The organism is Citrobacter sp. CK185 (assembly GCF_030333565.1).
Lineage (GTDB): Bacteria > Pseudomonadota > Gammaproteobacteria > Enterobacterales > Enterobacteriaceae > Citrobacter_B > Citrobacter_B koseri.
The window spans coordinates 289,916-313,141 of record NZ_JAOWFR010000026.1 but is presented as its reverse complement, the minus strand read 5'-3'; the positions used below and the strand labels follow the sequence as shown (position 1 = coordinate 313,141).

Annotated in this window: 24 protein-coding genes and 1 riboswitch; of the genes, 9 read left to right on the top strand and 15 right to left on the bottom strand. The window is 54.3% G+C overall.

All coding sequences use genetic code 11. From position 1 onward, the window contains the following. The 11 genes from OGV79_RS16250 to lolB form a co-directional block, all read right to left on the bottom strand. Nucleotides 1–1,173, bottom strand: a complete 1,173-nt coding sequence (locus tag OGV79_RS16250; protein ID WP_047463409.1) for a cytochrome b — start codon at nucleotides 1,171–1,173, stop codon at nucleotides 1–3. A 1-nt stretch (nucleotide 1,174) separates the two neighbouring features. Beyond that, nucleotides 1,175–1,726, bottom strand: coding sequence for a ubiquinol-cytochrome c reductase iron-sulfur subunit (gene petA / locus OGV79_RS16245; RefSeq protein WP_199975896.1), 552 nt, complete (start codon nucleotides 1,724–1,726; stop codon nucleotides 1,175–1,177). 31 nt (nucleotides 1,727–1,757) lie between these two features. Next, nucleotides 1,758–2,198 (bottom strand): pseudoazurin, encoded by a 441-nt coding sequence (locus OGV79_RS16240; protein WP_199975895.1) that lies wholly within the window; start codon nucleotides 2,196–2,198, stop codon nucleotides 1,758–1,760. Nucleotides 2,199–2,216: 18 nt separating this feature from the next. Next, nucleotides 2,217–3,038, bottom strand: coding sequence for an ABC transporter ATP-binding protein (locus OGV79_RS16235; RefSeq protein WP_286468709.1), 822 nt, complete (start codon nucleotides 3,036–3,038; stop codon nucleotides 2,217–2,219). Continuing rightward, a complete protein-coding gene (locus OGV79_RS16230) occupies nucleotides 3,035–4,099 on the bottom strand; it encodes a FecCD family ABC transporter permease (RefSeq protein ID WP_353622141.1) in 1,065 nt (354 codons plus the stop codon). Before OGV79_RS16230 ends, OGV79_RS16235 begins: the two co-directional genes overlap by 4 nt. 66 nt (nucleotides 4,100–4,165) lie before the next feature. Then, a complete protein-coding gene (locus OGV79_RS16225; protein ID WP_286468707.1) occupies nucleotides 4,166–5,215 on the bottom strand; it encodes an ABC transporter substrate-binding protein in 1,050 nt (349 codons plus the stop codon). A 199-nt stretch (nucleotides 5,216–5,414) separates the two neighbouring features. Then, a riboswitch (cobalamin riboswitch) is annotated at nucleotides 5,415–5,640 on the bottom strand. 200 nt (nucleotides 5,641–5,840) lie between these two features. Further along, nucleotides 5,841–6,401 carry a GNAT family N-acetyltransferase gene (locus OGV79_RS16220; protein ID WP_286468706.1) on the bottom strand — a complete coding sequence of 187 codons (561 nt, stop codon included), beginning with the start codon at nucleotides 6,399–6,401 and terminating at the stop codon, nucleotides 5,841–5,843. 113 nt (nucleotides 6,402–6,514) lie between these two features. Then, the gene (gene dauA / locus OGV79_RS16215; protein WP_286468705.1) at nucleotides 6,515–8,194 is read right to left on the bottom strand and encodes a C4-dicarboxylic acid transporter DauA; all 1,680 of its coding nucleotides are present in this window, start codon (nucleotides 8,192–8,194) and stop codon (nucleotides 6,515–6,517) included. Between the two features lie 124 nt (nucleotides 8,195–8,318). Continuing rightward, nucleotides 8,319–9,266 (bottom strand): ribose-phosphate diphosphokinase, encoded by a 948-nt coding sequence (gene prs, locus OGV79_RS16210; RefSeq protein ID WP_001518537.1) that lies wholly within the window; start codon nucleotides 9,264–9,266, stop codon nucleotides 8,319–8,321. Between the two features lie 150 nt (nucleotides 9,267–9,416). Next, nucleotides 9,417–10,268 carry a 4-(cytidine 5'-diphospho)-2-C-methyl-D-erythritol kinase gene (ispE, locus tag OGV79_RS16205; RefSeq protein WP_012132155.1) on the bottom strand — a complete coding sequence of 284 codons (852 nt, stop codon included), beginning with the start codon at nucleotides 10,266–10,268 and terminating at the stop codon, nucleotides 9,417–9,419. Then, nucleotides 10,265–10,888: a lipoprotein insertase outer membrane protein LolB gene (lolB, locus tag OGV79_RS16200; protein WP_047463422.1), complete on the bottom strand. Its 624-nt coding sequence runs from the start codon at nucleotides 10,886–10,888 to the stop codon at nucleotides 10,265–10,267. The genes ispE and lolB overlap by 4 nt, the downstream gene beginning before the upstream one ends. 262 nt (nucleotides 10,889–11,150) lie before the next feature. Between lolB and hemA the strand changes: the two genes are divergently transcribed. The 6 genes from hemA to kdsA are packed head-to-tail and all read left to right on the top strand — an operon-like array spanning nucleotide 11,151 to nucleotide 16,455. Beyond that, entirely contained in the window at nucleotides 11,151–12,407 is a 1,257-nt protein-coding gene (hemA, locus tag OGV79_RS16195; protein WP_012132157.1) for a glutamyl-tRNA reductase, read from the top strand. Nucleotides 12,408–12,447: 40 nt separating this feature from the next. Then, complete coding sequence (prfA, locus tag OGV79_RS16190; RefSeq protein ID WP_286468704.1) at nucleotides 12,448–13,530, top strand: peptide chain release factor 1; 1,083 nt, start codon at nucleotides 12,448–12,450, stop codon at nucleotides 13,528–13,530. Next, a complete protein-coding gene (gene prmC, locus OGV79_RS16185) occupies nucleotides 13,530–14,363 on the top strand; it encodes a peptide chain release factor N(5)-glutamine methyltransferase (protein ID WP_200090663.1) in 834 nt (277 codons plus the stop codon). The genes prfA and prmC overlap by 1 nt, the downstream gene beginning before the upstream one ends. Beyond that, on the top strand, nucleotides 14,360–14,752 hold the full coding sequence (gene sirB2, locus OGV79_RS16180) for an invasion regulator SirB2 (protein ID WP_047463430.1): 393 nt from the start codon (nucleotides 14,360–14,362) through the stop codon (nucleotides 14,750–14,752). The genes prmC and sirB2 overlap by 4 nt, the downstream gene beginning before the upstream one ends. 3 nt (nucleotides 14,753–14,755) lie before the next feature. Beyond that, on the top strand, nucleotides 14,756–15,565 hold the full coding sequence (gene sirB1 / locus OGV79_RS16175; RefSeq protein WP_012132161.1) for an invasion regulator SirB1: 810 nt from the start codon (nucleotides 14,756–14,758) through the stop codon (nucleotides 15,563–15,565). Between the two features lie 35 nt (nucleotides 15,566–15,600). Continuing rightward, nucleotides 15,601–16,455, top strand: coding sequence for a 3-deoxy-8-phosphooctulonate synthase (gene kdsA, locus OGV79_RS16170; RefSeq protein WP_012132162.1), 855 nt, complete (start codon nucleotides 15,601–15,603; stop codon nucleotides 16,453–16,455). 105 nt (nucleotides 16,456–16,560) lie between these two features. Here kdsA and chaA read toward each other — a convergent pair whose 3' ends face one another. Then, nucleotides 16,561–17,661 (bottom strand): sodium-potassium/proton antiporter ChaA, encoded by a 1,101-nt coding sequence (gene chaA / locus OGV79_RS16165; protein ID WP_012132163.1) that lies wholly within the window; start codon nucleotides 17,659–17,661, stop codon nucleotides 16,561–16,563. Nucleotides 17,662–17,932: 271 nt separating this feature from the next. Here chaA and chaB point away from each other — a divergent pair, with 271 nt between their 5' ends. Both chaB and OGV79_RS16155 read left to right on the top strand, forming a co-directional pair. Beyond that, complete coding sequence (chaB, locus tag OGV79_RS16160) at nucleotides 17,933–18,163, top strand: putative cation transport regulator ChaB (protein WP_286450679.1); 231 nt, start codon at nucleotides 17,933–17,935, stop codon at nucleotides 18,161–18,163. Between the two features lie 168 nt (nucleotides 18,164–18,331). Then, nucleotides 18,332–19,027: a gamma-glutamylcyclotransferase gene (locus OGV79_RS16155; protein WP_115609262.1), complete on the top strand. Its 696-nt coding sequence runs from the start codon at nucleotides 18,332–18,334 to the stop codon at nucleotides 19,025–19,027. A 30-nt stretch (nucleotides 19,028–19,057) separates the two neighbouring features. Here OGV79_RS16155 and OGV79_RS16150 read toward each other — a convergent pair whose 3' ends face one another. The 3 genes from OGV79_RS16150 to OGV79_RS16140 form a co-directional block, all read right to left on the bottom strand. Then, a complete protein-coding gene (locus tag OGV79_RS16150; RefSeq protein WP_012132167.1) occupies nucleotides 19,058–19,303 on the bottom strand; it encodes a DUF1883 domain-containing protein in 246 nt (81 codons plus the stop codon). Between the two features lie 210 nt (nucleotides 19,304–19,513). Continuing rightward, on the bottom strand, nucleotides 19,514–21,298 hold the full coding sequence (locus OGV79_RS16145) for a methyl-accepting chemotaxis protein (RefSeq protein ID WP_012132170.1): 1,785 nt from the start codon (nucleotides 21,296–21,298) through the stop codon (nucleotides 19,514–19,516). 160 nt (nucleotides 21,299–21,458) lie between these two features. Beyond that, nucleotides 21,459–21,812, bottom strand: a complete 354-nt coding sequence (locus OGV79_RS16140; RefSeq protein ID WP_012132171.1) for a DsrE/DsrF/TusD sulfur relay family protein — start codon at nucleotides 21,810–21,812, stop codon at nucleotides 21,459–21,461. 73 nt (nucleotides 21,813–21,885) lie between these two features. On the opposite strand from OGV79_RS16140, the gene nasR reads away from it, so the two are divergent. Further along, nucleotides 21,886–23,082 carry a nitrate regulatory protein NasR gene (nasR, locus tag OGV79_RS16135; protein ID WP_012132172.1) on the top strand — a complete coding sequence of 399 codons (1,197 nt, stop codon included), beginning with the start codon at nucleotides 21,886–21,888 and terminating at the stop codon, nucleotides 23,080–23,082. The last annotated feature ends 144 nt before the right edge of the window (nucleotides 23,083–23,226 follow it).

Sequence of the window (23,226 nt, the reverse complement as noted above, 5' to 3'; positions counted from 1 at the left end):
TTAATCCTGCTTTTCCAGAAAACGTCGGCAGGGCAGTACGATGACAAACCATCCGAAGTAAACCAGCGTTGAAAGTTGCGATGCCGCGCGTATCCAGCCCTCTTCATTACTGAAACCGTCAGGCAGGTCGGGGCCGACCAGCGCTTTTGAACCCAGCCATCCTAAAAAGAATGCATTAGCAACCCAGAGCCAAAAACCACATTTAACGAGCTTGCTGTAATTGCGAAAGCGGGCGCGTGAAGTGTCGAGCCAGGGGAGAAAATAAAAAATCAGCACTGAAGCACACATGGCGACTATCCCGAGAAGTTCGTTTGGGAAGCAGCGCAAAATGGAAAAGAACGGCAAAAAATACCACTCAGGCGCCACGACAGCGGGCGTTACGGTGGGATCTGCCGGGATAAAATTGTCGGCGCTGCTGAGATAGTGCGGGGCAAAGAATAAAAACCAGGCGAACAGCATCATGAAAAGAGTGAGCTTGATGGCATCACTGTCGGTGATTTTATAATCGAAAAACAGTTTCCGGGACTCGCTTTGCGTAAATGTCTTTTTCATTGCCTGCGCAAATGCGGACTGCACGGTGCGGATATGCCATATCGTTCCCCCGACAATGACGAAGGGGATAATAAAATGAAGCACATAAAAACGGCCTAATGTGGGTGTTCCTGGTGCATAGCCGCCGACTAAAAACGAATACAACGTATCTCCCACCCACGGGATCGCACGAGTGAATCCGGTAATAACGGTAGCGGCCCAGTAGCTCTTTTGCCCCCAAATCAGGCTATATCCCAGAAATGCGGTGATCATCAGTAACACGTATAACGTCACGCTTATCATCCACATTTTGAGATAAGGCTTTCGGTACACGTTGTAATACATGGCGCGGAAGATGTGCAGGTAACAGGCGAAGAAAAATAGCGATGCGCCAATAGAATGCGCGTTGCGCACCAGTTCGCCGTGTCTCACGGATCGCATAATATGAATGATTGAATCAAAGGCCAGCCCTTCCGTGGGTACATAAAACATCGCCAGAACGAGACCAGAAAGGATTTGTACTCCGAGCATCACCAGCAGAATGATCCCGACGGCAAAAACCCAGACGCCTGCGACCGTACGAGGGAAGGGAATACGCCACACTCGTTCTCGTCGGGGTACGGATAGATGTTCTGCCGCCATTTCAGACTTCCTTCGCGCCAATACGCACAGTCAGGCCATCAGGATGAAACGCGTAATCGGGGATTGCGAGATTTGCCGTAGCGGGCCCCCGCGTGACGCGCCCTGAAGTGTCAAACTCCGAGCCATGACAAGGGCATACCCAGCCTTGCCCACCGGGTTTGGCATTGGGCACACAGCCTGCGTGGGGGCAGTAACCTTGAATGACCAGCCACTGCGGATACTCTGTCTTGATACGTTCGCCGTCAGCCTGCGGATCGATAAAACGATGGACATCCGCCTGCTGCGCTGAGCGAATTTCCTCCGGGGTACGGTGATGAATAAGGATAAGCTTTCCCTGCCAGACCCTTTTCACCGTCTGGCCGACGGCAACCCCGGCGAGAGGGACATCGACAGGTTCGTTTTCCGCTACGGTTTTATCATCCGGCCCCAGTGCGGAGATGAGCGGCCAGACGGCGGCGGTGACACCCGCAGCCCCGACAAATTTTGTGAGTTTACACAGGCATTCTCGCCGCTGTACCTGAACATCTTCATTGCCCTGTTTTTTATCCGCCACCGTGCGCCCCCACCATTTTCGCGTATCTGGATTACTGTTTCTCAATGCGTGTATAAATGTCCTGGAAACGCTTATCCGCGATCCCCGGCGCCTTAAAGGTTCGATAGCTGTCAGGCAGGGTTGCATCACCCACTTTAATGAGCATCACCATCCCTTGCGCGTAATGCGGGGTGCATTTAATACCGTAAAATCCAGGTTTGTCGTACTTGACCTCAATTTCCTCATCAATCTTGCCGACAAATCCGGGGTAGCCTGCTGGCGAAAGCTCTGCGATTGACGCAGCGTTATGGCTCTTATGCTTGCGAATAAACTTCACGGTGTCGCCTGGCTGAATCGCCAGATAATCCGGTTCATATACCATCGGGCCGCCCGCGCCTCTGTTTTTCATCAGCACTTCGTGGGTCTGAGCGAAAGTCGTGGTGGTCAGCGCTAACAGACATAACATGCTCAGGCTTTGCTTAATCAATTTCATGGGTTCTCCCTTAGGTGTTTATTCCGGTCGTTGGTAGCGGATGAAGCAGCTCAATCCATCCGGCGCCTGCTCAACGATGGCATTAATGCCAAACCACTGGCTGAGGTTTTCAGGCGTAAAAATGGTTGCAGGGCTGCCCTGCATCGCCAGTTGACCCGCTTTCATTACGAGAATGCGGTCGCAGAACATGGCGGCATGGTTCAGGTCGTGCAGAGCCGCAATGACGGTGAGCTTCTGGCGTTTCACCAGATTAAGCAGACCTATCTGATGTTGAATGTCGAGATGGTTCGTGGGTTCATCCATCAGCAGCACTTTCGGTTGCTGCGCCAGGGCCCGGGCGATATGCAGACGCTGTTTTTCCCCGCCAGAAAAGGTATTCCAGCAGCGATTTTGTACGCGCTGTAGATCTACCTTCTCCAGCATGGTCTGGACAATATCGTCATCTTGTTTAGACCAGGGCGAGAGCAGACTCAACCACGGGGTGCGCCCCAGAGAGACAGCCTGCAATGCGGTGAGACGTTCACTGGTTTCCGCTTGTTGTTCCACCAGCGCCACTTTTTGCGCTAAATGGCGGCGTGAGTAATGGCGAATATTTTTATTCTCCAGCGTTACGCTGCCTGACGAGGGTTTCAGTAAACCGGCAAGCAATGAGATCAGTGATGTTTTGCCTGAGCCATTGGGGCCGATAATGCCGACAAACTCACCGGGCGCGACGTGAAAAGAGACGTCGCTGACGATGGCTTTGCCTTTTACTTCCCAGTGCAGTTGCTGCGCCTGCACCAGGTTTCGGACTGTTGCAGAAGGATAGCGTGGAGCGGCGAGAGCAGAATTTACCGTCATTTTGTCTGGTTTCCTCTGATCAAAATGATGGAAAACGCAGGTGCGCCTACAAGCGCCGTAATCACCCCGATGGGTAACACCTGCCCGGGAAGTAATGTTCTGGAGATTACGTCGGCGATAATGAGAAAAATGGCGCCGATCATGGCGCTGACCGGCAGCAATCGATGGTGTTGATTACCCACCAGCAGGCGGGCGGCATGAGGGATCACCAGGCCGACAAAACCAATCGCCCCGACAATGGAGACCATAATTGCCGTCATCCCGGTAACGGCGGCAATCAGGACTCCGCGCGTGCGTTTTACCGGGATGCCAAGTGACGCTGCGGACTCTGCGCCAAACGAAAAAGCATCCAGATGACGGGCGTAACAAAAACATAACGCCACACCGACCAGCGCGGTAGGGACGGCCAAAACGACATCTGGCCAGCGAACGCCGCTCAGATTGCCCAGCAGCCAGAACATAATCCCACGAGCCTGTTCCGCATTCGCAGAACGAGTGATGATTAGCGAGGTGAGGGCATTAAATAACTGTGAACTGGCGATCCCGGCCAGGATGATTTGTGTGGTGGCGCTTCCCTGTCTCCCCCCGGCGGCGATCGCCAGTAACGCCACGAAAAGAAAAGCCGTTAACGCCCCAATAAAAGCCCCGAACGACATGCTGACGATCCCAGCGCCAATCCCTGTTAAGGCGATCAGAACAGCGCCGGTCGAGGCGCCGGCAGAGATCCCCAGTAGATAAGGCTCTGCCAGCGCGTTTCGTAGCAATGACTGCAATACGACGCCGGAAACCGCCAGACATGCGCCACAACAGGCAGAAACCAACGCCCGCGTCAGGCGATAGTTCCAGATAATGCCCGCATCCAGCGCATCAACGGCATAGCGCGTATCAAAGAACTGGTTAGAAAGCGTATGGATGACATGCTGCCAGGGGATAAACGTCTCGCCAATGGAGATCCCCGCCAGTAGAACGCAGCCCATTAACACGCTGACCCAAAGGGCGTGTCCCCCGATTCTTATCGTTAACTGGCCGACAGCGCGACGCGTCCTGCGAGTTTCGCTCATCATCTACCTGCAATCCTGAATACCAGAGGCGCGCTATGCCCGGTAAGACATAGCGCGACATAAAGATTATTGAGCCGTTTTCGGATGCGCCAGACCGTATTCAACCAACGCATCTGCGAGTTTTTCGACGCCATCTATCGTTCTGATGCCGGCGTTCATTGTTTGCACATCCACCACTGGCAGATGGTTCTCCTTCACGGCGGGGATGAGTTTAGTCACGGGGTCGGACTTGAGATATTCCAGTTTGACCTGCCAGTCATCTGCCGGGAAACGACGGCGGCTCATTTCACCGAGAACAATGACGGACGGGCTGGCTTTCGCGATGGTTTCCCAGCCAACGGTTGGCCACTCTTCAGTAGAATCAATCACATTTTTCACCCCCAGCGTTTGGGCGATCCATGCGGCAGGGCCAAATTTCCCGGCCACATAGGGGTCCAGTTGCAGGTCGGCGCTGGAAAACCAGAATACGGCGGAGACGTTCTTATCCATTCCGGCAATTTTGTTTTTGGCGGCAGCTTCACGGGCCTTCAGACTGGCGATCAATTCATCGCCTTTGTCCTGCACGTCAAAAATTTTCGCCAGATCGGAGACTTCCTGATAAACCATAGCAATATCAAACATGCCTTTACGTACACCGTCTCCACCGTCTTCGTTGTCTTTAGCGCAGTCCGCAGGCGCGGTATATACCGGCACGTTCAACTCGCTAAACTGCTCGTAAGAGGCGACGGTTCCGGCAGGTCCAATTTGCCATTCAAACTGACTGGCGACCAAATCCGGTTTTTTGGCAATAATGCCTTCAAAGCTGGGGATGTTCTGCGCAATCACGGCCACTTTTTCATTTGCCGCTTTGTAAGCATCCGGGACGGGACCGAACCACAGCGATGTGCCGACAACGCGCTCGGCCAGCCCCAGGGAATAAAGAATTTCAGTGCTGTTTTGCCCGACCGTGGCAACGCGTTCCGGGGCTTTATTGAAGGTAATATCGCGGCCGCAGTTTTTAATCGTCAACGGATAGACTGTTTTTGCCGCATGAGTCAATCCTGATGTGAATAATAACGCTGCGCCAGCCACAGCCAGAAGGTATTTTTTATGAGGTAAAGTAAAGTCTGCGTACATTGTTATCGTCCTGTACATGCCAGAATCTGAACGTCTGGTCATGGTTTATTTGGTTCCATATATCGGGACAGGTACATGACGATAGATGACATTGAATGATGAAATTATGAGAATGCAAAATCTCAGCAGGAATAGGCTCATCAATTCATAATGGTATTTATGCCAAATAAATCATCCCATGGACCATCCCGTCCACTCAATGTGTACAACCCTGACAGCAGGTCTCCTGGCTCGCGGTAATCAGAATATCGGCCTTCCCATAAAGCAAATCTTTACAGTGACCGGTGGTTACAATAACCACACGCAGATATTCGGTATCCGCCTACAGTTGCGGGGGCAGCTATGGAATGAGATTAAAATAATCCGCACCATATTCCTTTCAAAACAACGGCTGTGTTATGAATACTGTCACTGGCGACTGTATCGGCAATCAATAACCTCGTCAACCGTATGAAAAAAGAACAAAAACATCATACTTTATGGTGATTTTTATATTAATTAATTTAAATTCAAATGGTTGTGTTTTTGTTGGAGTGGTGATTATTGCAACCGCAAGTAATAACGGAAAGGCAAATGAGAATTGATTGACGTTGATCAATTAATCGCGATGAGAAAGAAGGCGTTATTATAAATAGTGAATGTTATCAATATTGTCGCTGGTAACAATATATTTACACGGTTTTTCCATATGCACGATCTGCCACTCGTCGCCCACATCCATGAAGACGTTAAACAGATTTCGCCGCCAGAATTGATACCCGCCGGGTAAAAAATGATGGGTGTGCAAATATAATATTTTATAGCGTTGCTGATCGCAAAATTGTTCAGCCAGCGAGACCAGTTGGCTGCCAATACCTTGCCTGCGATAATGCTGATCGACATAGCAGCGACAAATCTCAGCTGTCTCCGGTAAATTATAACGACCGTGCAACATCTCTATTCTGTCATCGTACTGACATATCGCCAGCGTCCCAATTATCTGCTGTTGTTCATTCCAGACGCCGAACAATTGGTTTCTTTCCCGCTCAAGATAATTTCCCCGGAGGTCGAATACGTCGTCACTCGCAGTGGGTAATGCTCTGCCGGCATTAAAATAAAGATTAAGATGCCGAATAATAAAGGACTGTACGGCAGGAATATCGTCCCGCGTTATTTCACGAAAAACAAACGGAGAGGTCGGTTTCATATCGGTTATCGCTAACAAATATCAGGAAAACGATAATAACAAGCCAGACGCAGAAAACCAGTTTTCAACAAGAAAACTTGCCGGTCTGTTGAGGTACAGACCGGCAGCCGGGATTAGATATCCGCCAGCGCGGCATCTTTGTTCGGGAAGAATGCCAGACGACCTGGAATGGGTTTGATACCGGCGCGGGCCATGGTGCGCAGCGGCTGGAATTCCACGTTACTGACGCGCAGTTCACAGCCTTCCGGCAAACGCTTCACAAAGCGCTGGAAGGCGTCCAGACCACCGGCATCCAGCACCGGAACGGCGTCCCACTTCAGCACCACGATGTGTTTACCCTCAATGCGTGATTCGAGGTCGGTAAATAACCCTTCCGCGGCGGCGAAAAAGAGCGGCCCGATAACGCGTAATACCAGCACATCATCGGGAACCGTGATGTTTACCGCCGCGAGGCGCGTCATACGGGCAATACGGCGCATAAACAGCAGGGAGGCCAGGACAATCCCGACGCTGATCGCAATCACCATATCGAAGAGCACCGTCAGCGACATACACATCATCATCACGATGATGTCGTCTTTGGGCGCATGTCGCAGTAAATCGACCACCTTATGGGCTTCACTCATGTTCCACGCAACCATCAGCAGCAGCGCGGCCATGGCGGAAAGCGGCAGCCATGACAACAGGGGAGCCAGCGCGAGGAGGGCGAGGATGACCAGAATTGCGTGGATAACGGCGGAAATGGGCGAGGTCGCGCCTGCGCGCACGTTTGCCGCAGAACGGGCGATCGCCGCCGTCGCGGTGATCCCGCCAAAGAACGGCGCCACGATATTCCCCAGCCCCTGGCCGATCAGTTCGCTGTTTGCTTTGTGTTTGGTGCCCGTCATGCCGTCGAGCACGACCGCGCACAGCAGGGATTCAATCGCCCCCAGCATCGCCATCGAGAAAGCGGCTGGCAATAACGCCCGCAATGAATCCCAGCTTAGCGTGAAATCTGAATCCGGGAGATTCCACGGCAATACCAGCTGCGGCAGCAGCTGAGGAATGCCGTTGCCCTGCGAACCATCGGCCAGCACATAGTGGAACTGTGAACCAATCGTCGCCACATGACCACCCAGCAGATTAACCACGGCCATAACGGCGCAGCCCGCCAGCAGCGCCGGAAGATGGCCCGGCAGACGAATCCCCAGACGCGGCCAGAACATCAGCATACCGAGCGTCACCACGCCAATAGCAGCATCGCCCGGATTAATGGTCGGCAACGCCATAACCAGCGCCCCGACTTTTTGTAGGTAATGCTCCGGCACATGGGCCATTTGCAGACCGAGAAAATCTTTAATCTGCATTGTCCCGATGGTGATGCCGATCCCTGATGTAAAACCTAACGTGACCGATACGGGAATGTATTCGATCAGGCGGCCAAAACGCGCGAGGCCGAAGAGGATCAGGAACACCCCGGACATGAGGGTGGCGACCAGCAGACCTGCCAGCCCGAATTGTTGCGATACCGGGTAGAGAATAACGACAAATGCGGCGGTCGGGCCGGAGACGCTGAAGCGCGACCCGCCGGTTAAGGCAATAACAATCCCCGCCACAGCGGACGTATAAAGACCGTACTGCGGTGCAACACCACTGCCAATTGCCAGCGCCATCGCCAGCGGGATAGCGATGATCCCGACGGTTACCCCGGCAATCACATCACGGGTGAACCGTGAGGCGGTATATTTTTCTTTCCAGCAAGCGTCGATGAGGGCGCGGAAAGGCATCACATGTGAGGAAAATATTCTGTTCACAATAATGTTTCATCCATGAGCGCATCATCTGTCAACTAAATGGCAGGTGAAGGAGGCATTGGTCATACAAATAAGAGTTACAGACAAAAAAACCCGCCGCAGCGGGTTTTTTAGCCGGGTTCTATTAATGTTCGAACATAGCTGAAATGGATTCTTCGTTGCTGATACGACGAATCGCTTCGGCCAGCATACCCGACAGTGTCAACGTGCGCACGTTCGGCAGTGCTTTAATTTCGTCGGTCAGTGGAATGGTGTCACAGACAACGACTTCATCAATCACCGAATTGCGCAGGTTGTTTGCCGCATTGCCTGAGAAAATCGGGTGAGTCGCGTAGGCGAATACGCGTTTGGCACCACGTTCTTTCAGTGCTTCTGCTGCTTTGCACAGCGTACCACCGGTATCGATCATATCATCAACCAGTACGCAGTCGCGGCCGGCAACGTCACCGATGATGTGCATCACCTGAGAAACGTTAGCGCGCGGACGGCGTTTGTCGATGATCGCCATATCGGTATCGTTCAGCAGCTTAGCGATAGCGCGGGCACGCACAACGCCACCGATATCTGGAGAAACCACAATCGGGTTATCCAGGTTCAGTTGCAGCATATCTTCTAACAGAATTGGGCTACCGAATACGTTATCAACCGGAACGTCAAAGAAGCCCTGGATCTGTTCAGCATGCAGGTCAACGGTGAGAACGCGGTCAACGCCAACGCTGGACAGGAAGTCAGCGACGACTTTTGCGGTAATCGGTACACGAGCGGAACGTACACGACGGTCCTGACGCGCATAGCCAAAGTAAGGGATAACGGCGGTGATACGGCCTGCGGAAGCACGGCGCAGCGCATCGACCATAACAACCAATTCCATCAGGTTGTCGTTAGTAGGGGCACAAGTGGACTGGATGATGAAAATATCACCACCGCGTACATTTTCGTTAATTTGTACGCTGACTTCGCCGTCGCTAAAGCGACCTACAGCGGCGTCGCCGAGAGAAGTGTACAGGCGGTTGGCAATACGTTGTGCTAGTTCCGGGGTGGCGTTACCAGCAAAAAGCTTCATATCAGGCACGAGAAGAACCTCAGGCATGCGTCCATTGGTGGATAGAATCTGCCGAAAACTGTGCGGGCCAGGCAATATCCTATCCAGGCGGTGTATTAAAGAGCGCGATGCAACGTCTGGAACAGGGTGACGTTGTCACCGAAACTCAGCTTGCCCGGCTTAAAGCATGGCTTTTTGCAATGGAGAGAGGTTGACACCCTTCGCCACAAACGCATTGAGCCATTCCGGGGCTTGCTTAAGCACCTGACGAGCAGCGGATTCTGTATCGAATTCAGCAAAGACACAGGCCCCTGTACCAGTCAGGCGCGACGGCGCGTATTCTAACAGCCAGGAAAGCGCCGCATCAACCTCGCGAAAACGTTTTCTTGCGATAACCTCGCAATCATTGCCGAATTCACATTTTAATAACGTTTCTATTGACCTTTTTGGCGTGTTGCGCGGTAATTCGGGGTCCTTGAAAATAACCGGCGTGGGGATGCTTACTCCAGGGTGGGCAACCAGATACCACTTCTCCGGCGGGTCTACCGGCGTCAGGATTTCACCCACGCCCTCGGCGAAGGCCGCATGTCCACGGACAAACACCGGGACGTCTGCGCCCAGCGTTAAGCCTGTTTCCGCCAGTTCATCGACCGATAATCCGCACTGCCAGAGATGATTCAGCGCCACCAGAACGGTCGCCGCATTGGACGAGCCGCCACCCAGACCGCCGCCCATGGGCAAACGTTTCTCGATGCTGATATCCGCGCCGCTGCCTGCGGGCAAACGCCCGTGGGCGGACGCTGTCTTCATCAGCAACCGCGCCGCGCGGACGATCAGATTGTCGTCATTTTCGACGCCCTCGACAGGCGTCAAAAGATGAATTTCGCCGTCGCCGCGTGGCGTAATGCCGATCGTGTCGCCGTAATCAAGAAACTGGAACAGCGTTTGCAATGTGTGATAACCGTCCGCACGCTGTCCGGTGATGTATAAAAACAGATTCAGTTTTGCCGGAGATGGCCAGTGGGTCATCATTTTACAATCCAGTTATCCATCTTCAGTTTGATGCGCTGACCTCCGTCAGAGAGTTCCATATTTGCCGGCATGGCGGGCTGCGTTTTACTGTCGTATCCGCTGTATACCACTTTCCAGTTTTTACCGTCCTGGCGGTAGTTCACTTCGCTCAGGCGATACTGGTCGTCGAGGGTGTAATCGGTGGCGTCGCCCGGCAGACCGAGAATCCACTGGCGTAAGCTGTTAAGCGGAATGGGCATCCCGGTCAGCTTGCCGATCATCTCTTCGGCGTCGTCGGCGGTGTAACGCTGCCCTTTATTGTCGACCAGTTGCACATTGCCCGGCTGGGCGTTCAGCTCCAGTTCGGTGCTGCCCAGCGGATTGGTCAACAGCAGACGGTAGCGGTCCTGGCCGGTTTGCTGCCAGAAGAAGCGGGCATACACTTTCTGATCGTCGGAGATATAAGCAAACGCGCCACGCGTCTGATACTGATTCAACTTGCGCACATCCTGCTGATGCTGACGCCACTGAGGGGAGTCGGGACTTTTGCCAGGACCTTTCGGCGCATTGATCGTACAGGCGGTGAGGACCAGGCTAGCCAGCGGGAGCAGGCGGATCAGGCGAAAATCAGGCAGGGTCATAGTGATGACGAATCCTTGTAATACGATGCGATAATTGCCTGATGGCGCTATGCTTATCAGGCCGACAAACTGAACCCGTCGGTTGGTTGCAGTTATAACCCTTAATGCTAGCGCTGACCGGGTACATCGTCTACGTTCACGTTATCTTAATTTAAACGGTAAGCTATTACTCCAAAAGGAGGCTGTCTCTTTTATTGACCACGAGCATCCTGTATGATGCACCCAGTCTAACCTTATCAACGCTGGTACTATTCCCGCACACATGACCCTTTTAGCGCTCGGTATTAACCATAAAACGGCACCTGTATCGCTGCGAGAACGCGTAACGTTTTCGCCAGATACGCTCGATCAGGCGTTGGACAGCCTGCTTGCGCAGCCGATGGTGCAGGGCGGCGTGGTGTTGTCGACGTGCAACCGTACGGAGTTGTATCTCAGCGTTGAAGAACAGGATAACCTGCAAGAGGCGCTGATTCGTTGGTTATGTGATTACCATAATCTCAATGAAGACGACCTGCGCAATAGCCTCTACTGGCACCAGGACAACGACGCCGTCAGCCACCTGATGCGCGTCGCCAGCGGGCTGGACTCGCTGGTGCTGGGCGAACCGCAAATTCTCGGTCAGGTGAAAAAAGCGTTTGCGGATTCGCAAAAAGGTCATCTGCATGCCAGCGCGCTGGAACGCATGTTCCAGAAATCGTTTTCCGTCGCCAAACGCGTACGCACCGAAACAGACATCGGCGCCAGCGCCGTGTCCGTTGCTTTTGCCGCCTGTACGCTGGCGCGTCAGATTTTCGAATCCCTCTCCACGGTGACGGTGTTGCTGGTCGGGGCGGGTGAAACCATTGAACTGGTCGCGCGCCATCTGCGTGAACATAAAGTACAGAAAATGATCATCGCCAACCGCACCCGCGAACGCGCGCAAGTGCTGGCGGATGAAGTGGGAGCTGAGGTTATTTCGTTGAGCGACATCGACGAACGTCTGCGGGAAGCCGATATTATTATCAGCTCAACCGCCAGTCCGCTGCCGATTATCGGCAAAGGGATGGTGGAGCGCGCGTTAAAAAGCCGTCGTAACCAGCCGATGCTGTTGGTGGACATTGCCGTGCCGCGCGACGTGGAGCCGGAAGTCGGGAAACTGGCGAATGCCTATCTGTACAGCGTTGATGACCTGCAAAGCATCATTTCGCATAACCTGGCGCAGCGTAAAGCGGCGGCAGTGGAGGCCGAAACGATTGTCGCGCAGGAAGCCAGCGAATTTATGGCCTGGCTGCGCTCGCAAAGCGCCAGCGAGACCATCCGCGAATACCGTAGTCAATCAGAGCATGTACGCGATGAACTGACAGTTAAAGCGCTGGCAGCCCTTGAACAGGGCGGCGACGCGCAAGCCATTTTGCAGGATCTGGCATGGAAACTGACCAACCGCCTGATCCATGCGCCAACTAAATCTCTTCAACAGGCCGCCCGTGACGGGGATGACGAACGCCTGAATATTCTGCGCGACAGCCTCGGGCTGGAGTAGCAGCACACCAATCTATTTTTTACAGGGTGCATTTACGCCTATGAAGCCTTCTATCGTTGCCAAACTGGAAGCCCTGCACGAACGCCATGAAGAAGCTCAGGCGCTGTTGGGTGATGCGGGAACCATCGCAGACCAGGAACGCTTTCGCGCGCTGTCGCGTGAGTATGCGCAATTAAGCGATGTTTCTCGCTGTTTTACGGACTGGCAACAGGTTCAGGATGATATCGAAACGGCACAGATGATGCTCGACGATCCTGAAATGCGCGAGATGGCGCAGGATGAACTGCGCGAAGCCAAAGAAAAAGGTGAACAACTGGAGCAACAGTTGCAGGTTCTGCTGCTGCCAAAAGATCCCGATGACGAACGTAACGTTTTCCTCGAAGTGCGCGCCGGAACGGGCGGCGATGAAGCCGCGCTGTTCGCAGGCGATCTGTTCCGCATGTACAGCCGTTACGCGGAAGCGCGTCGCTGGCGGGTAGAGATCATGAGCGCCAGTGAAGGCGAGCATGGCGGCTATAAAGAGATCATCGCCAAAATCAGCGGCGATGGCGTTTACGGGCGACTCAAGTTTGAGTCCGGCGGCCATCGCGTTCAGCGCGTTCCGGCGACCGAATCGCAGGGGCGTATCCACACGTCCGCCTGTACCGTCGCCGTTATGCCGGAACTGCCGGAGGCCGAACTGCCGGATATTAACCCGGCTGATTTACGTATCGACACTTTCCGCTCTTCGGGCGCGGGCGGTCAGCACGTTAATACCACCGACTCCGCAATTCGTATTACGCACTTACCGACCGGTATCGTGGTGGAGTGCCAGGACGAACGTTCACAGCATAAAAACAAAGCGAAGGCGCTGTCGGTGCTGGGCGCGCGCATCCATGCCGCAGAAACGGCGAAGCGTCAGCAGGCTGAAGCCTCAACCCGGCGTAACCTGTTAGGCAGCGGCGATCGCAGCGATCGCAACCGTACCTATAACTTCCCGCAGGGTCGCGTGACGGATCATCGTATTAACCTGACCCTCTACCGTCTGGATGAGGCGATGGAGGGGAAACTGGACATGCTCATTGAGCCGATTGTTCAGGAACATCAGGCCGACCAACTGGCGGCGTTGTCCGAGCAGGAATAATGGATTACCAGCACTGGTTGCGTGAGGCGATAAGCCGCTTACAGGAGAGTGAAAGCCCCCGACGTGATGCCGAGATTTTGCTGGGTCACGTTACCGGTAAGGCGCGCACCTTTATTCTGGCATTTGGCGAAACGGCACTGACCGACACGCAGCGTGAGCAACTGGCGCAGTTGCTGGCGCGTCGTCAGCGCGGCGAACCGGTTGCACACCTGACTGGCATGCGCGAGTTCTGGTCACTGCCGCTGTTTGTCTCGCCCGCCACGCTGATCCCGCGCCCGGACACCGAATGTCTGGTCGAACAGGCGCTGTCGCGTCTGCCTGATTCGCCTTGTCGGATTCTCGACCTCGGCACCGGAACCGGCGCGATTGCGCTGGCGCTGGCGACAGAGCGACCGGACTGCGAAGTCACGGCGGTAGACCGTATGCCAGACGCCGTGGCGCTGGCTGGCCGTAATGCGCAACATCTGGCGATTCACAATGTTCGCATACTGCAAAGCGACTGGTTCGCGGCGTTGCCGGGGCAGCAATTTGACATGATCGTCAGCAACCCTCCGTATATTGATGCTCATGATCCCCATCTCGCGCAGGGCGATGTGCGTTTTGAACCGCTGTCGGCGCTGGTCGCAGACGATAGCGGCATGGCGGATATCACGCACATTATCGCGCAGGCGCGCCATGCGCTGGCGCCGGGGGGGTATCTGTTGCTGGAGCACGGCTGGCAGCAAGGGGCGGCGGTCAGAACCGCGTTGACGCAGGCGGGGTACGTTCAGGTTGAGACCTGCCGTGATTATGGCGACAACGAACGAATCACGCTTGGGCGGATCGCGCCATGAATACATTTACGCTGCTGCTGGGCGTCCATCTGACCAGCGTTACGCTTTCCGTTAGCCTGTTCGTGCTGCGTTTCTGGTGGCGCTATACCCGCCATGCGCTGGCATCCGCACGCTGGACGCGGGTTGTCCCGCCGATTATTGACACCGTTTTGCTGCTTAGCGGAGCGGGGTTGATCATAAAAACGCACATCCTGCCATTCACCGAACAGGGGACATGGCTGACTGAGAAGTTGTTTGGCGTTATCATCTACATCGTTTTGGGTTTTATTGCGCTTGATTATCGTCAGGCGCGCAGTCAGCAGGCGCGCGTTATCGCCTTCCCGCTGGCGCTGGTGGTGCTGTACATCATCATTAAACTCGCCACCACAAAAATACCGTTACTGGGGTAAGTCATGAGGTCGTTAGCTGATTTCGAATTTAATAAAGCGCCACTGTGCGATGGGATGATCCTGGCATCGGAATCGATCCGCCTGGATTTTCCGACGCAAGCGGTCTATGACGAACTGGAACGTCTGGCCAGTCTGGCGCATGAAGAAATTAGCCAGCTCCTGTCTCAGGATGAGCAACTGGAAAAATTGCTGGCACTTTTTTATGGCGAGTGGGGGTTCAGAGATACCCACGGCGTCTACCGTCTTTCTGATGCATTATGGCTCGATCAGGTTCTGAAAAACCGCCAGGGGAGCGCGGTATCGTTAGGCGCAATCTTATTGTGGCTGGCTCACCGGCTGGGTCTCCCATTGGTGCCGGTCATTTTCCCGACCCAGTTGATTCTGCGTATTGAATCGCTGGAGGGGGAAATGTGGCTGATCAACCCATTTAACGGCGAAACGCTCGATGAGCATACGCTGGAAGTCTGGCTGAAGGGCAATATTAGCCCGGTCGCTGAGCTGTTTAACGAAGATCTGGATGAGGCGGATAACGCTGAGGTCATTCGCAAATTGCTGGATACGCTGAAATCTTCCTTGATGGAAGAGCGGCAAATGGAACTGGCGTTGCGCGCCAGCGAAGCGTTACTGCAATTTAACCCGGAAGACCCTTACGAGATCCGCGACCGGGGCCTGATTTATGCGCAACTGGAGTGTGAACATGTTGCGTTGACGGATTTAAGTTATTTTGTTGAACAGTGTCCAGAAGACCCGATCAGCGAAATGATTCGTGCGCAGATTAATACCATTGCGCACAAGCAAATTGTTTTGCATTAATTAATCGACATTTTACCCATGGTTAAGGCGATCCTATGAAACAAAAAGTGGTTAGCATTGGCGACATCAACGTGGCAAATGACCTGCCGTTTGTGCTGTTTGGCGGTATGAACGTGCTGGAATCACGCGATCTGGCGATGCGTATCTGTGAACACTACGTAACCGTGACCCAGAAGCTGGGTATTCCTTATGTGTTCAAAGCCTCTTTTGATAAAGCCAACCGTTCTTCTATTCACTCTTACCGTGGCCCGGGTCTGGAAGAAGGGATGAAGATTTTCCAGGAACTGAAACAAACGTTTGGTGTGAAAGTGATCACCGACGTTCATGAAGCCAGTCAGGCGCAGCCTGTCGCTGACGTGGTGGATGTCATTCAGCTTCCGGCATTCCTCGCTCGCCAGACCGACCTGGTGGAAGCGATGGCAAAAACCGGCGCGGTCATTAACGTGAAAAAACCGCAGTTCGTCAGCCCTGGTCAGATGGGCAATATCGTGGACAAATTCCACGAAGGCGGCAACGATAAAGTGATCCTGTGCGATCGCGGTGCGAACTTCGGCTACGACAACCTGGTTGTTGATATGCTGGGCTTTAGCGTGATGAAGAAAGTTTCCGGTAACTCGCCTGTTATTTTCGACGTCACCCATGCGTTGCAGTGCCGCGACCCGTTTGGCGCCGCGTCTGGCGGTCGTCGCGCGCAGGTTACCGAACTGGCGCGCGCCGGTATGGCGGTAGGTCTGGCCGGTCTGTTCATTGAAGCGCACCCGGACCCGGAGCATGCGAAATGTGACGGTCCGTCCGCGCTGCCGTTAGCGAAGCTGGAACCGTTCCTGAAGCAAATTAAAGCGATTGACGATCTGGTGAAAAGCTTCGGCGAGCTGGATACCGAACACTAAGCGGGGATGATGTGTGCCGGAGGGCGTCTGACGCCGTATCCGGCCTACAATAAACGCGGTTTCGTAAGCCCGGAAAGCGTAAACGCTACCGGGCTTTTTTGTCCGTCAGGCAAAAATGGTCATCAGGTAAGCGATAAACAGAGCCAGATGCGCCGCGCCGTTCAACACATTGGTTCGCCCGGTCGAGAAGGAAATGTGGCACAGCACCAGTGAGGCCACCATTACCACCATCTCCGGGGCGCCCAAACCGAAGAGCAGGTCATTTCCGGTAGCCCATGCAATCAGCGTCACCACCGGTACGGTCAGGGAGATGGTTGCCAGTACCGAACCAAAGAACAGGTTCATGGCTCGCTGTACCTGGTTATTCAACACCGCTTTCAGCGCGCCCAGCCCTTCAGGGGAGAGGATCAGCAAGGCCACGAGGAAACCGGTAAATGCCACTGGCGCATTCAGTTCGGTTAACAGTGTCTCCAGTGGATTGGCGTTCATTTTCGTCACGGCGATAACGGCAATCAGATGTACGATCAGCCATACAGCGTGCCAGATGTTGCTGTGCGCGGACGGTTTGCCGTGGTGCGGGTCATCGTCATCACTTTCATCTTCATGCTCGTAAACGAATAAACTCTGGTGCGTTTTTGTCTGAATCAGCAGGAAAACGCCGTACATCGCGGCGGAAATAAGCGCCACTAACAGCGCCTGAGCCGTAGTAAAATTCGCCCCTGGCAGCGCCATAGGGAAGACCAGTACGATAATCGCCAGCGGAAACAGGGCAATTAAATACTGTTTAATGCCAAACAGGTTCATATATTGCGTGGCGAATTTACGACCGCCAAGCAGCAGAGAAAAACCGACCAGTCCGCCAGTTACAATCATGATGATTGAATAGAGCGTGTCGCGCATCAGCGTTGGCGCGGCGTCGCCGGTGGCCATCAATGCGGAAATTAAACTCACTTCCAGAATAACGACAGAAAGACTTAAGATCAGGGAACCGTAGGGTTCGCCGAGTCGGTGCGCTAATACATCCGCATGGCGGACAACGCTGAAAGCGCTGCTTAAAATACCAATAAGGGCAAGTATATTAATACCGATGACCACTGGTAGTGACTGACTGCTTCCCCATAAGAACAGCACCACCAGTGCCAGAACCGGGAAAATAAGCGAGGTCTCCTTGTGGCGGGTTTTCACCGCCTCATGTGCGTGTGTCATTATGATTCTCCATCTCCGCAGGTGTTTTTAATTATAAATGTATTAAAGATTGTAAAAAATAACAGAAATCGCGGCTTCATCATTGTGTTTTTACGTAATTTTACGGCATGGGCTATTTTTCCCCGCAGAGTGAATAAAAAAGTACGTCTTGTTTAGAGAGTATATGAATAACAGTGGGTTAGTGACAAATAAAAAGTAAAATAGCACCCGACTGGCGAGACAAAACATTGTTGACCACACTAAAGGTTTACAGCAAAAAGAGGAGTCAGCAATGCCTTATAAAACGAAAAGCGATTTGCCGGAAAGCGTGCAGAATGTGCTGCCTGCGCACGCGCAGGATATCTATAAAGAGGCGTTTAATAGCGCCTGGGAACAATATAAAGATAAAACGGACAGACGTGACGACGCCAGCCGGGAGGAGACCGCGCATAAGGTTGCCTGGGCTGCCGTCAAAAATGATTACCAAAAAGGGGGCGATGATAAGTGGCATAAAAAGCGCTGATCGTCTTCGTGCCAGGCCAGGCAAATGATGCGCGTTGAGTGTCTGTTGCCTTGCAAGCGGCGATTGAATTGCATATTGTCCTGTTAGTGGTTTCAAAATGAGCAGTTAAAATGCCCGGAAGGCGTCAAAAAAGTGTTGCAGGGAAGTTTGCAGTGGCGGAGGTGTAAGGTGTTAACGCGTGATTTTTTACTGAATGCCGATTGTAAAACGGCGTTTGGCGCTATTGAAGAATCACTACTTTGGTCAGCAGAACAACGGGCCGCTTCACTGGCGGCGACGCTTGCCTGTAGGCCCGATGATGGACCGGTGTGGATCTTCGGTTATGGATCGTTGATGTGGAATCCGGCGTTAGAATTTGACGAGTCCAGTACCGGTACGCTGGTCGGCTGGCACCGGGCGTTTTGTCTGCGTCTGACGGCAGGGCGTGGAACGGCGTGCCAGCCCGGACGGATGCTGGCGCTGAAAGAGGGCGGGCGAACTACTGGCGTGGCTTATAAACTGCCGGAGAACGCGCTGGAGCAGGAGCTGACGCTGCTGTGGAAGCGGGAAATGATTACCGGCTGCTATCTTCCCACCTGGTGCCAGCTGGCGCTGGATGATGGCCGGACGGTCAATGCGCTGGTGTTTATTATGGACCCGCGACACCCGCTGTATGAGTCGGATACTCGCGCTCAGATTATCGCGCCGCTGATCGCTGCCGCCAGTGGGCCGTTGGGCACCAACGCGCAATATCTGTTCTCGCTGGAACAGGAGCTTGCCAGACTGGGGATGCGGGACGATTGCCTGAACGATCTGGTGGCGAAAGTCAGAGGCTTGTTAGGCGAGAATCAGCCGGAAAGGGGATTCAACCCCGGATTTGCCTGAGCGTTGCCCCTGAATCCAGGGGCAAAAACATCAGGCTGCGATATAACTGATGGAGTGTTCCAGTGACTGGCTGTGGCTGTCGATCAGCACGTTCCAGACTCCGGTGTACGGTACGGTCAGCCAGGCATTATCACGGTTCTGCACGCTTAAAATATCGGTCTGCGTGTCTTTGACGTGTTTTTTCTCGCTCATTAAATGAATGTGGCAGCGTTCAGAACAACGCACTATCACCGTATCCCCACCAAACAATTTCAAACTTGCTTTCACTAATGCCATTTTTCACCCCGTTCTTGAAAACAACGTACTCCCTTGCGGAAGTGCTGCGTGATGTTGTTCACATTTCACTCATTGCATAACACCAAAGGGTGAGCTCACGGATGCTGATTTTGATCAAAAAATGGCATAACCATTAAACAAAAATGACAAAATGCCTGAAAATCATTGAAAGGGCGTGGTAACTTTCGACAAAAACACGCCCTTATAAGATTAAATTCGGAAATGCCCGGCAGTTTCAGCCAGCTCGCCTGCCTGGCTCTGCAAGGCGCCTGCGGCGGCGGCAGACTGCACCACCAGTTCAGCGTTCTGTTGCACCATGCGATCAAGGTGGTTCACGGAGTGATTTATTTCCTGAATGCCTTTCATCTGTTCACTGGTGGCGATGCTGATTTCATGCATGATGCCGGAGACATGGCCGATGCTGGACAGGATCTCCTGCATACTTTCTCCGGCCAGATGAACATAACGTGAACCTGTCGCGACGCTGGTGGTTGTGGAGTCGATCAACGATTTAATCTCTTTTGCCGCCTGCGCGCTGCGGCTGGCAAGGTTGCGCACTTCACCCGCGACAACGGCAAACCCGCGGCCTTGCTCTCCCGCCCGGGCGGCTTCGACCGAAGCATTCAGCGCCAGAATATTGGTCTGGAACGCAATGCCGTCGATCACGCTGGTGATATCGCCGATTTTCGCCGATGCCCCTTCAATAGATTGCATTGTCGTGATTGCCTGCGAGACCACGTCGCCGCCGCGCGTGGCGGCCTGTGAGGCTTTTTGCGCCTGATCGTTGGCTTCGGCGGCAGATTCCGTGGACTGGGCGACCGATGCGGTGATTTGCTCAACGGCGCTGGCGGTTTCACGCAGGCTGGAGGCGGCCTGCTCGGTACGGCCTGAAAGGTCGCGGTTACCGGCGGCAATCTCCTGCGCGGCCATTTTCACCGAGGCGCTGGCATCGCGTAGCTGTACCATCACCACGGACAGCTTATCGCTAAAACCGTTAAACGCCCTGGCGATTTGCGCGACTTCGTCCGTGCCGCTGTCCGGCAAACGCTGAGACAAATCGTTCGTCCCGTTGGCAATGGCATGCATCGCGTCGCGGATCGTGGACAGACGCTTCATCAGGCGAGCCACCAGAAGGTGCATCACTGCGCCGCCCGCGAGAACCAACAGCAGCAGAGACAGGGTGGACGCCTTCAGCAGCGCCAGCATACCGGAGGTCGCCTCTTTTTCGTCTAACGCCACGACCAGCCACCAGTGGGTTCCTTGCACCGGCGTCGCCAGCAGCGTTTTACTGCTCTCGCCGATCAGCGCCTGAACAGGGTGTCCGCTTTTTACCTGATTGAAATCCACGCCGCTGACGACCTGCGCGAAAGGTTTCATCGTCAGCGCCGGATCGTTGGCGGCGATGAGCGTTCCGTTTTGGTCGAGCAACATACCGCTGCTGGCGGGCGTCGGTCGAATACCGTGTACATTCGCTACGACGGCATCCATCGCGACATCACCGGCGACCACCGCTTTCAGTTCGCCATTCTCTTTCACCGGAACGGCGAACGTTACCACCAGCTTGCCGGTTCCGGCATCAACATAGGGGGCCGTAACGACGGCAGCGTCAGCGCTGACAACCTGTTGATACCAGGGACGTGACGTCGGATCAAAATCTGGCGGTATGCCTGCCGGGTCGGAGAATTTTGCTGTTTTGCTGGCATACCCGACATAGATATTCGTAAAGCCGCCGCCCAGCGCCATTTGACGAAATACCGGCACCGGATCGTCGGTTAGCGCCGCCTGCTGCAACGAGGAAATCATATTCATTTTACCGCTAACCCAGTCGGCAATCGCCAGACTGTGGCTGGCGCTGGTACTGGTGAGCGTATCCTGCTGCGCTTGTCGGTTATCGAGACGCGTTACCTGAAGGTTAATCAGCGTGTTAAGGAGGAGGGCGACAACCAGACATCCCGTTGTCGCCGCAATAATACGGGCGCGAATTGAGCTGAACATAGTATTTCCTTCAGTGTGGTATTGGAAATCCTATCGGCTACCGGGCGGCGAATCTTGAGGCTGCAACCGCGTCCATAAGAAAATAGTATCAGCAGGGCTAAACGCGCGTTAAGCGCTAATGAAGGTGCGCGGAAACCAGGGGCAATTCCCGCGCCAGGGATCAGAAGGTCAGAACTTTATCCGCCGCCAGCGTCCACTGGGCCAGTTCGACCAGCGTACCGACTTCCACGCCGTCAATGAGCGGCAATGTGGTGATTCCCCGCCCGTCGGTACAGGTTTTACACAGTTTCACCGGGACGTCCTGCGCGGTCAGGATCTCCAGCATTTGCTGGATATTGTAACCTTCCGCAGGCTTCTGTCCGCGTAATCCTGCGGTGACGGCATCCGACATTAAAAATAAACGCAGGTCGAGGTCGCCGGCCTGTTCACGTAGCGCAATGGCCAGACGCAGGCTGTTAAATAACGCTTCGCTACCGTATGCCGCACCGTTTGCGACGATCACTATCTTTTGCATTTTGACTCCTGTTGTCAGGGGGGCATGGATATTGCTTGTAGTACGGGTAGACCTGTTACCCGGGAGAGCAACGATGATGACGAATATGGAAAGCCGCCCCGGCGCCACCCAATGGTTTCATTATGCGCGCCAGCTTGAGAATACGCAGCTTCGCCAACTGGCGCAGTCAGGGAAGCTGGTGTCCCGGATTAGCCATCTGGTGCATATGCTACAGTGCGAACGCGGCGCATCCAACATCTGGTTGTGTTCCGCAGGGCAACTTTATGGGCCGGAGATACGCGCCAGCCGCGCGCTGGTGGACGAAGAACACGCCCGGTTGCAGTCCCTGTTGCAGGAGATGAGGCCGATGGCGAACAGCGCGCTCTGTCATCGCATCGCCGGGGCTGTCTGGTGTCTGGAGCAGTTGCCGCAGCTGCGCGAAGCGGTCAGTGGACGGCATAGCGATGCGCCACAGGCGATGGATCAGTACAGCCGCACGCTGCGCCACCTGCTAAGCATTGTGCCGCAGCTTAACGACAACATCGACCATCCCCACATCGCCGGAGGGATGGTCGCGCTGTACAGCTTTATGCAGGGTAAGGAGCTGGTGGGGCAGGAGCGGGCGCTGGGGGCGATAGGGTTTACGCAAGGGGCGTTCAGCCACGAGATGCGACAGGAGCTGGTGGATCGCATTGACGGACAGCAGCTCTGCTTTGACACCTTTATATCGCTGGCGTCTCCGACGGTGGTTCACGCATTTCGCCAGCAGTGCGAAGCGGAAGCCGCTATCGAACAGTGGCGCCGCCTGGCCTGTACGCGCCAGCCTGCGCCCGATAAGGGCGAAAGCGCTTTACGCTGGTTCACGCTCCAGACGCAACGGCTGGAGCAACTGCGCAGCATCGAGGAGATGCTGATCGCCGAGTTAATGTCTGCGGTGGAGCGCCGTCTGGCGCAGGATGAGACAACGTTGCCGCTCGCCAGCTGGCTGGATGATGCCACCGACGATACGTTCTCATTGCGCCGGGATAAGCAGTTGCTGCTGGTTGTGCGGCAACAGGCGCGGGAGCTGGAGCAGCTTAGCGGGCAACTGGCGTCACTACAGGATGCGCTGGAGGAGCGAAAGGTTATTGATAAGGCCAAATATGTGCTGATGCATCACCAGAATCTGTCTGAAGAGCAGGCCTGGCAGTCGCTGCGCAAAATGGCGATGGATAAGAACCAGCGGATGGTGGACATCGCGCGTGCGCTGCTCACGGTGAAATCGCTCTGGCAGGTGACAACCAAAGGGTAGCTGCACAACGGCTGGGCATCGTGTGCCAGATTCGGGTGCAAGCGCGTTCGCGTACCGCCTGAAAAGCGGCGGAATAGGGGCATGTTGATGTTGGCATCTGAATTGCAGGACTGAAATGGTAAAAGAGTTCTGAAAACAGTTTAG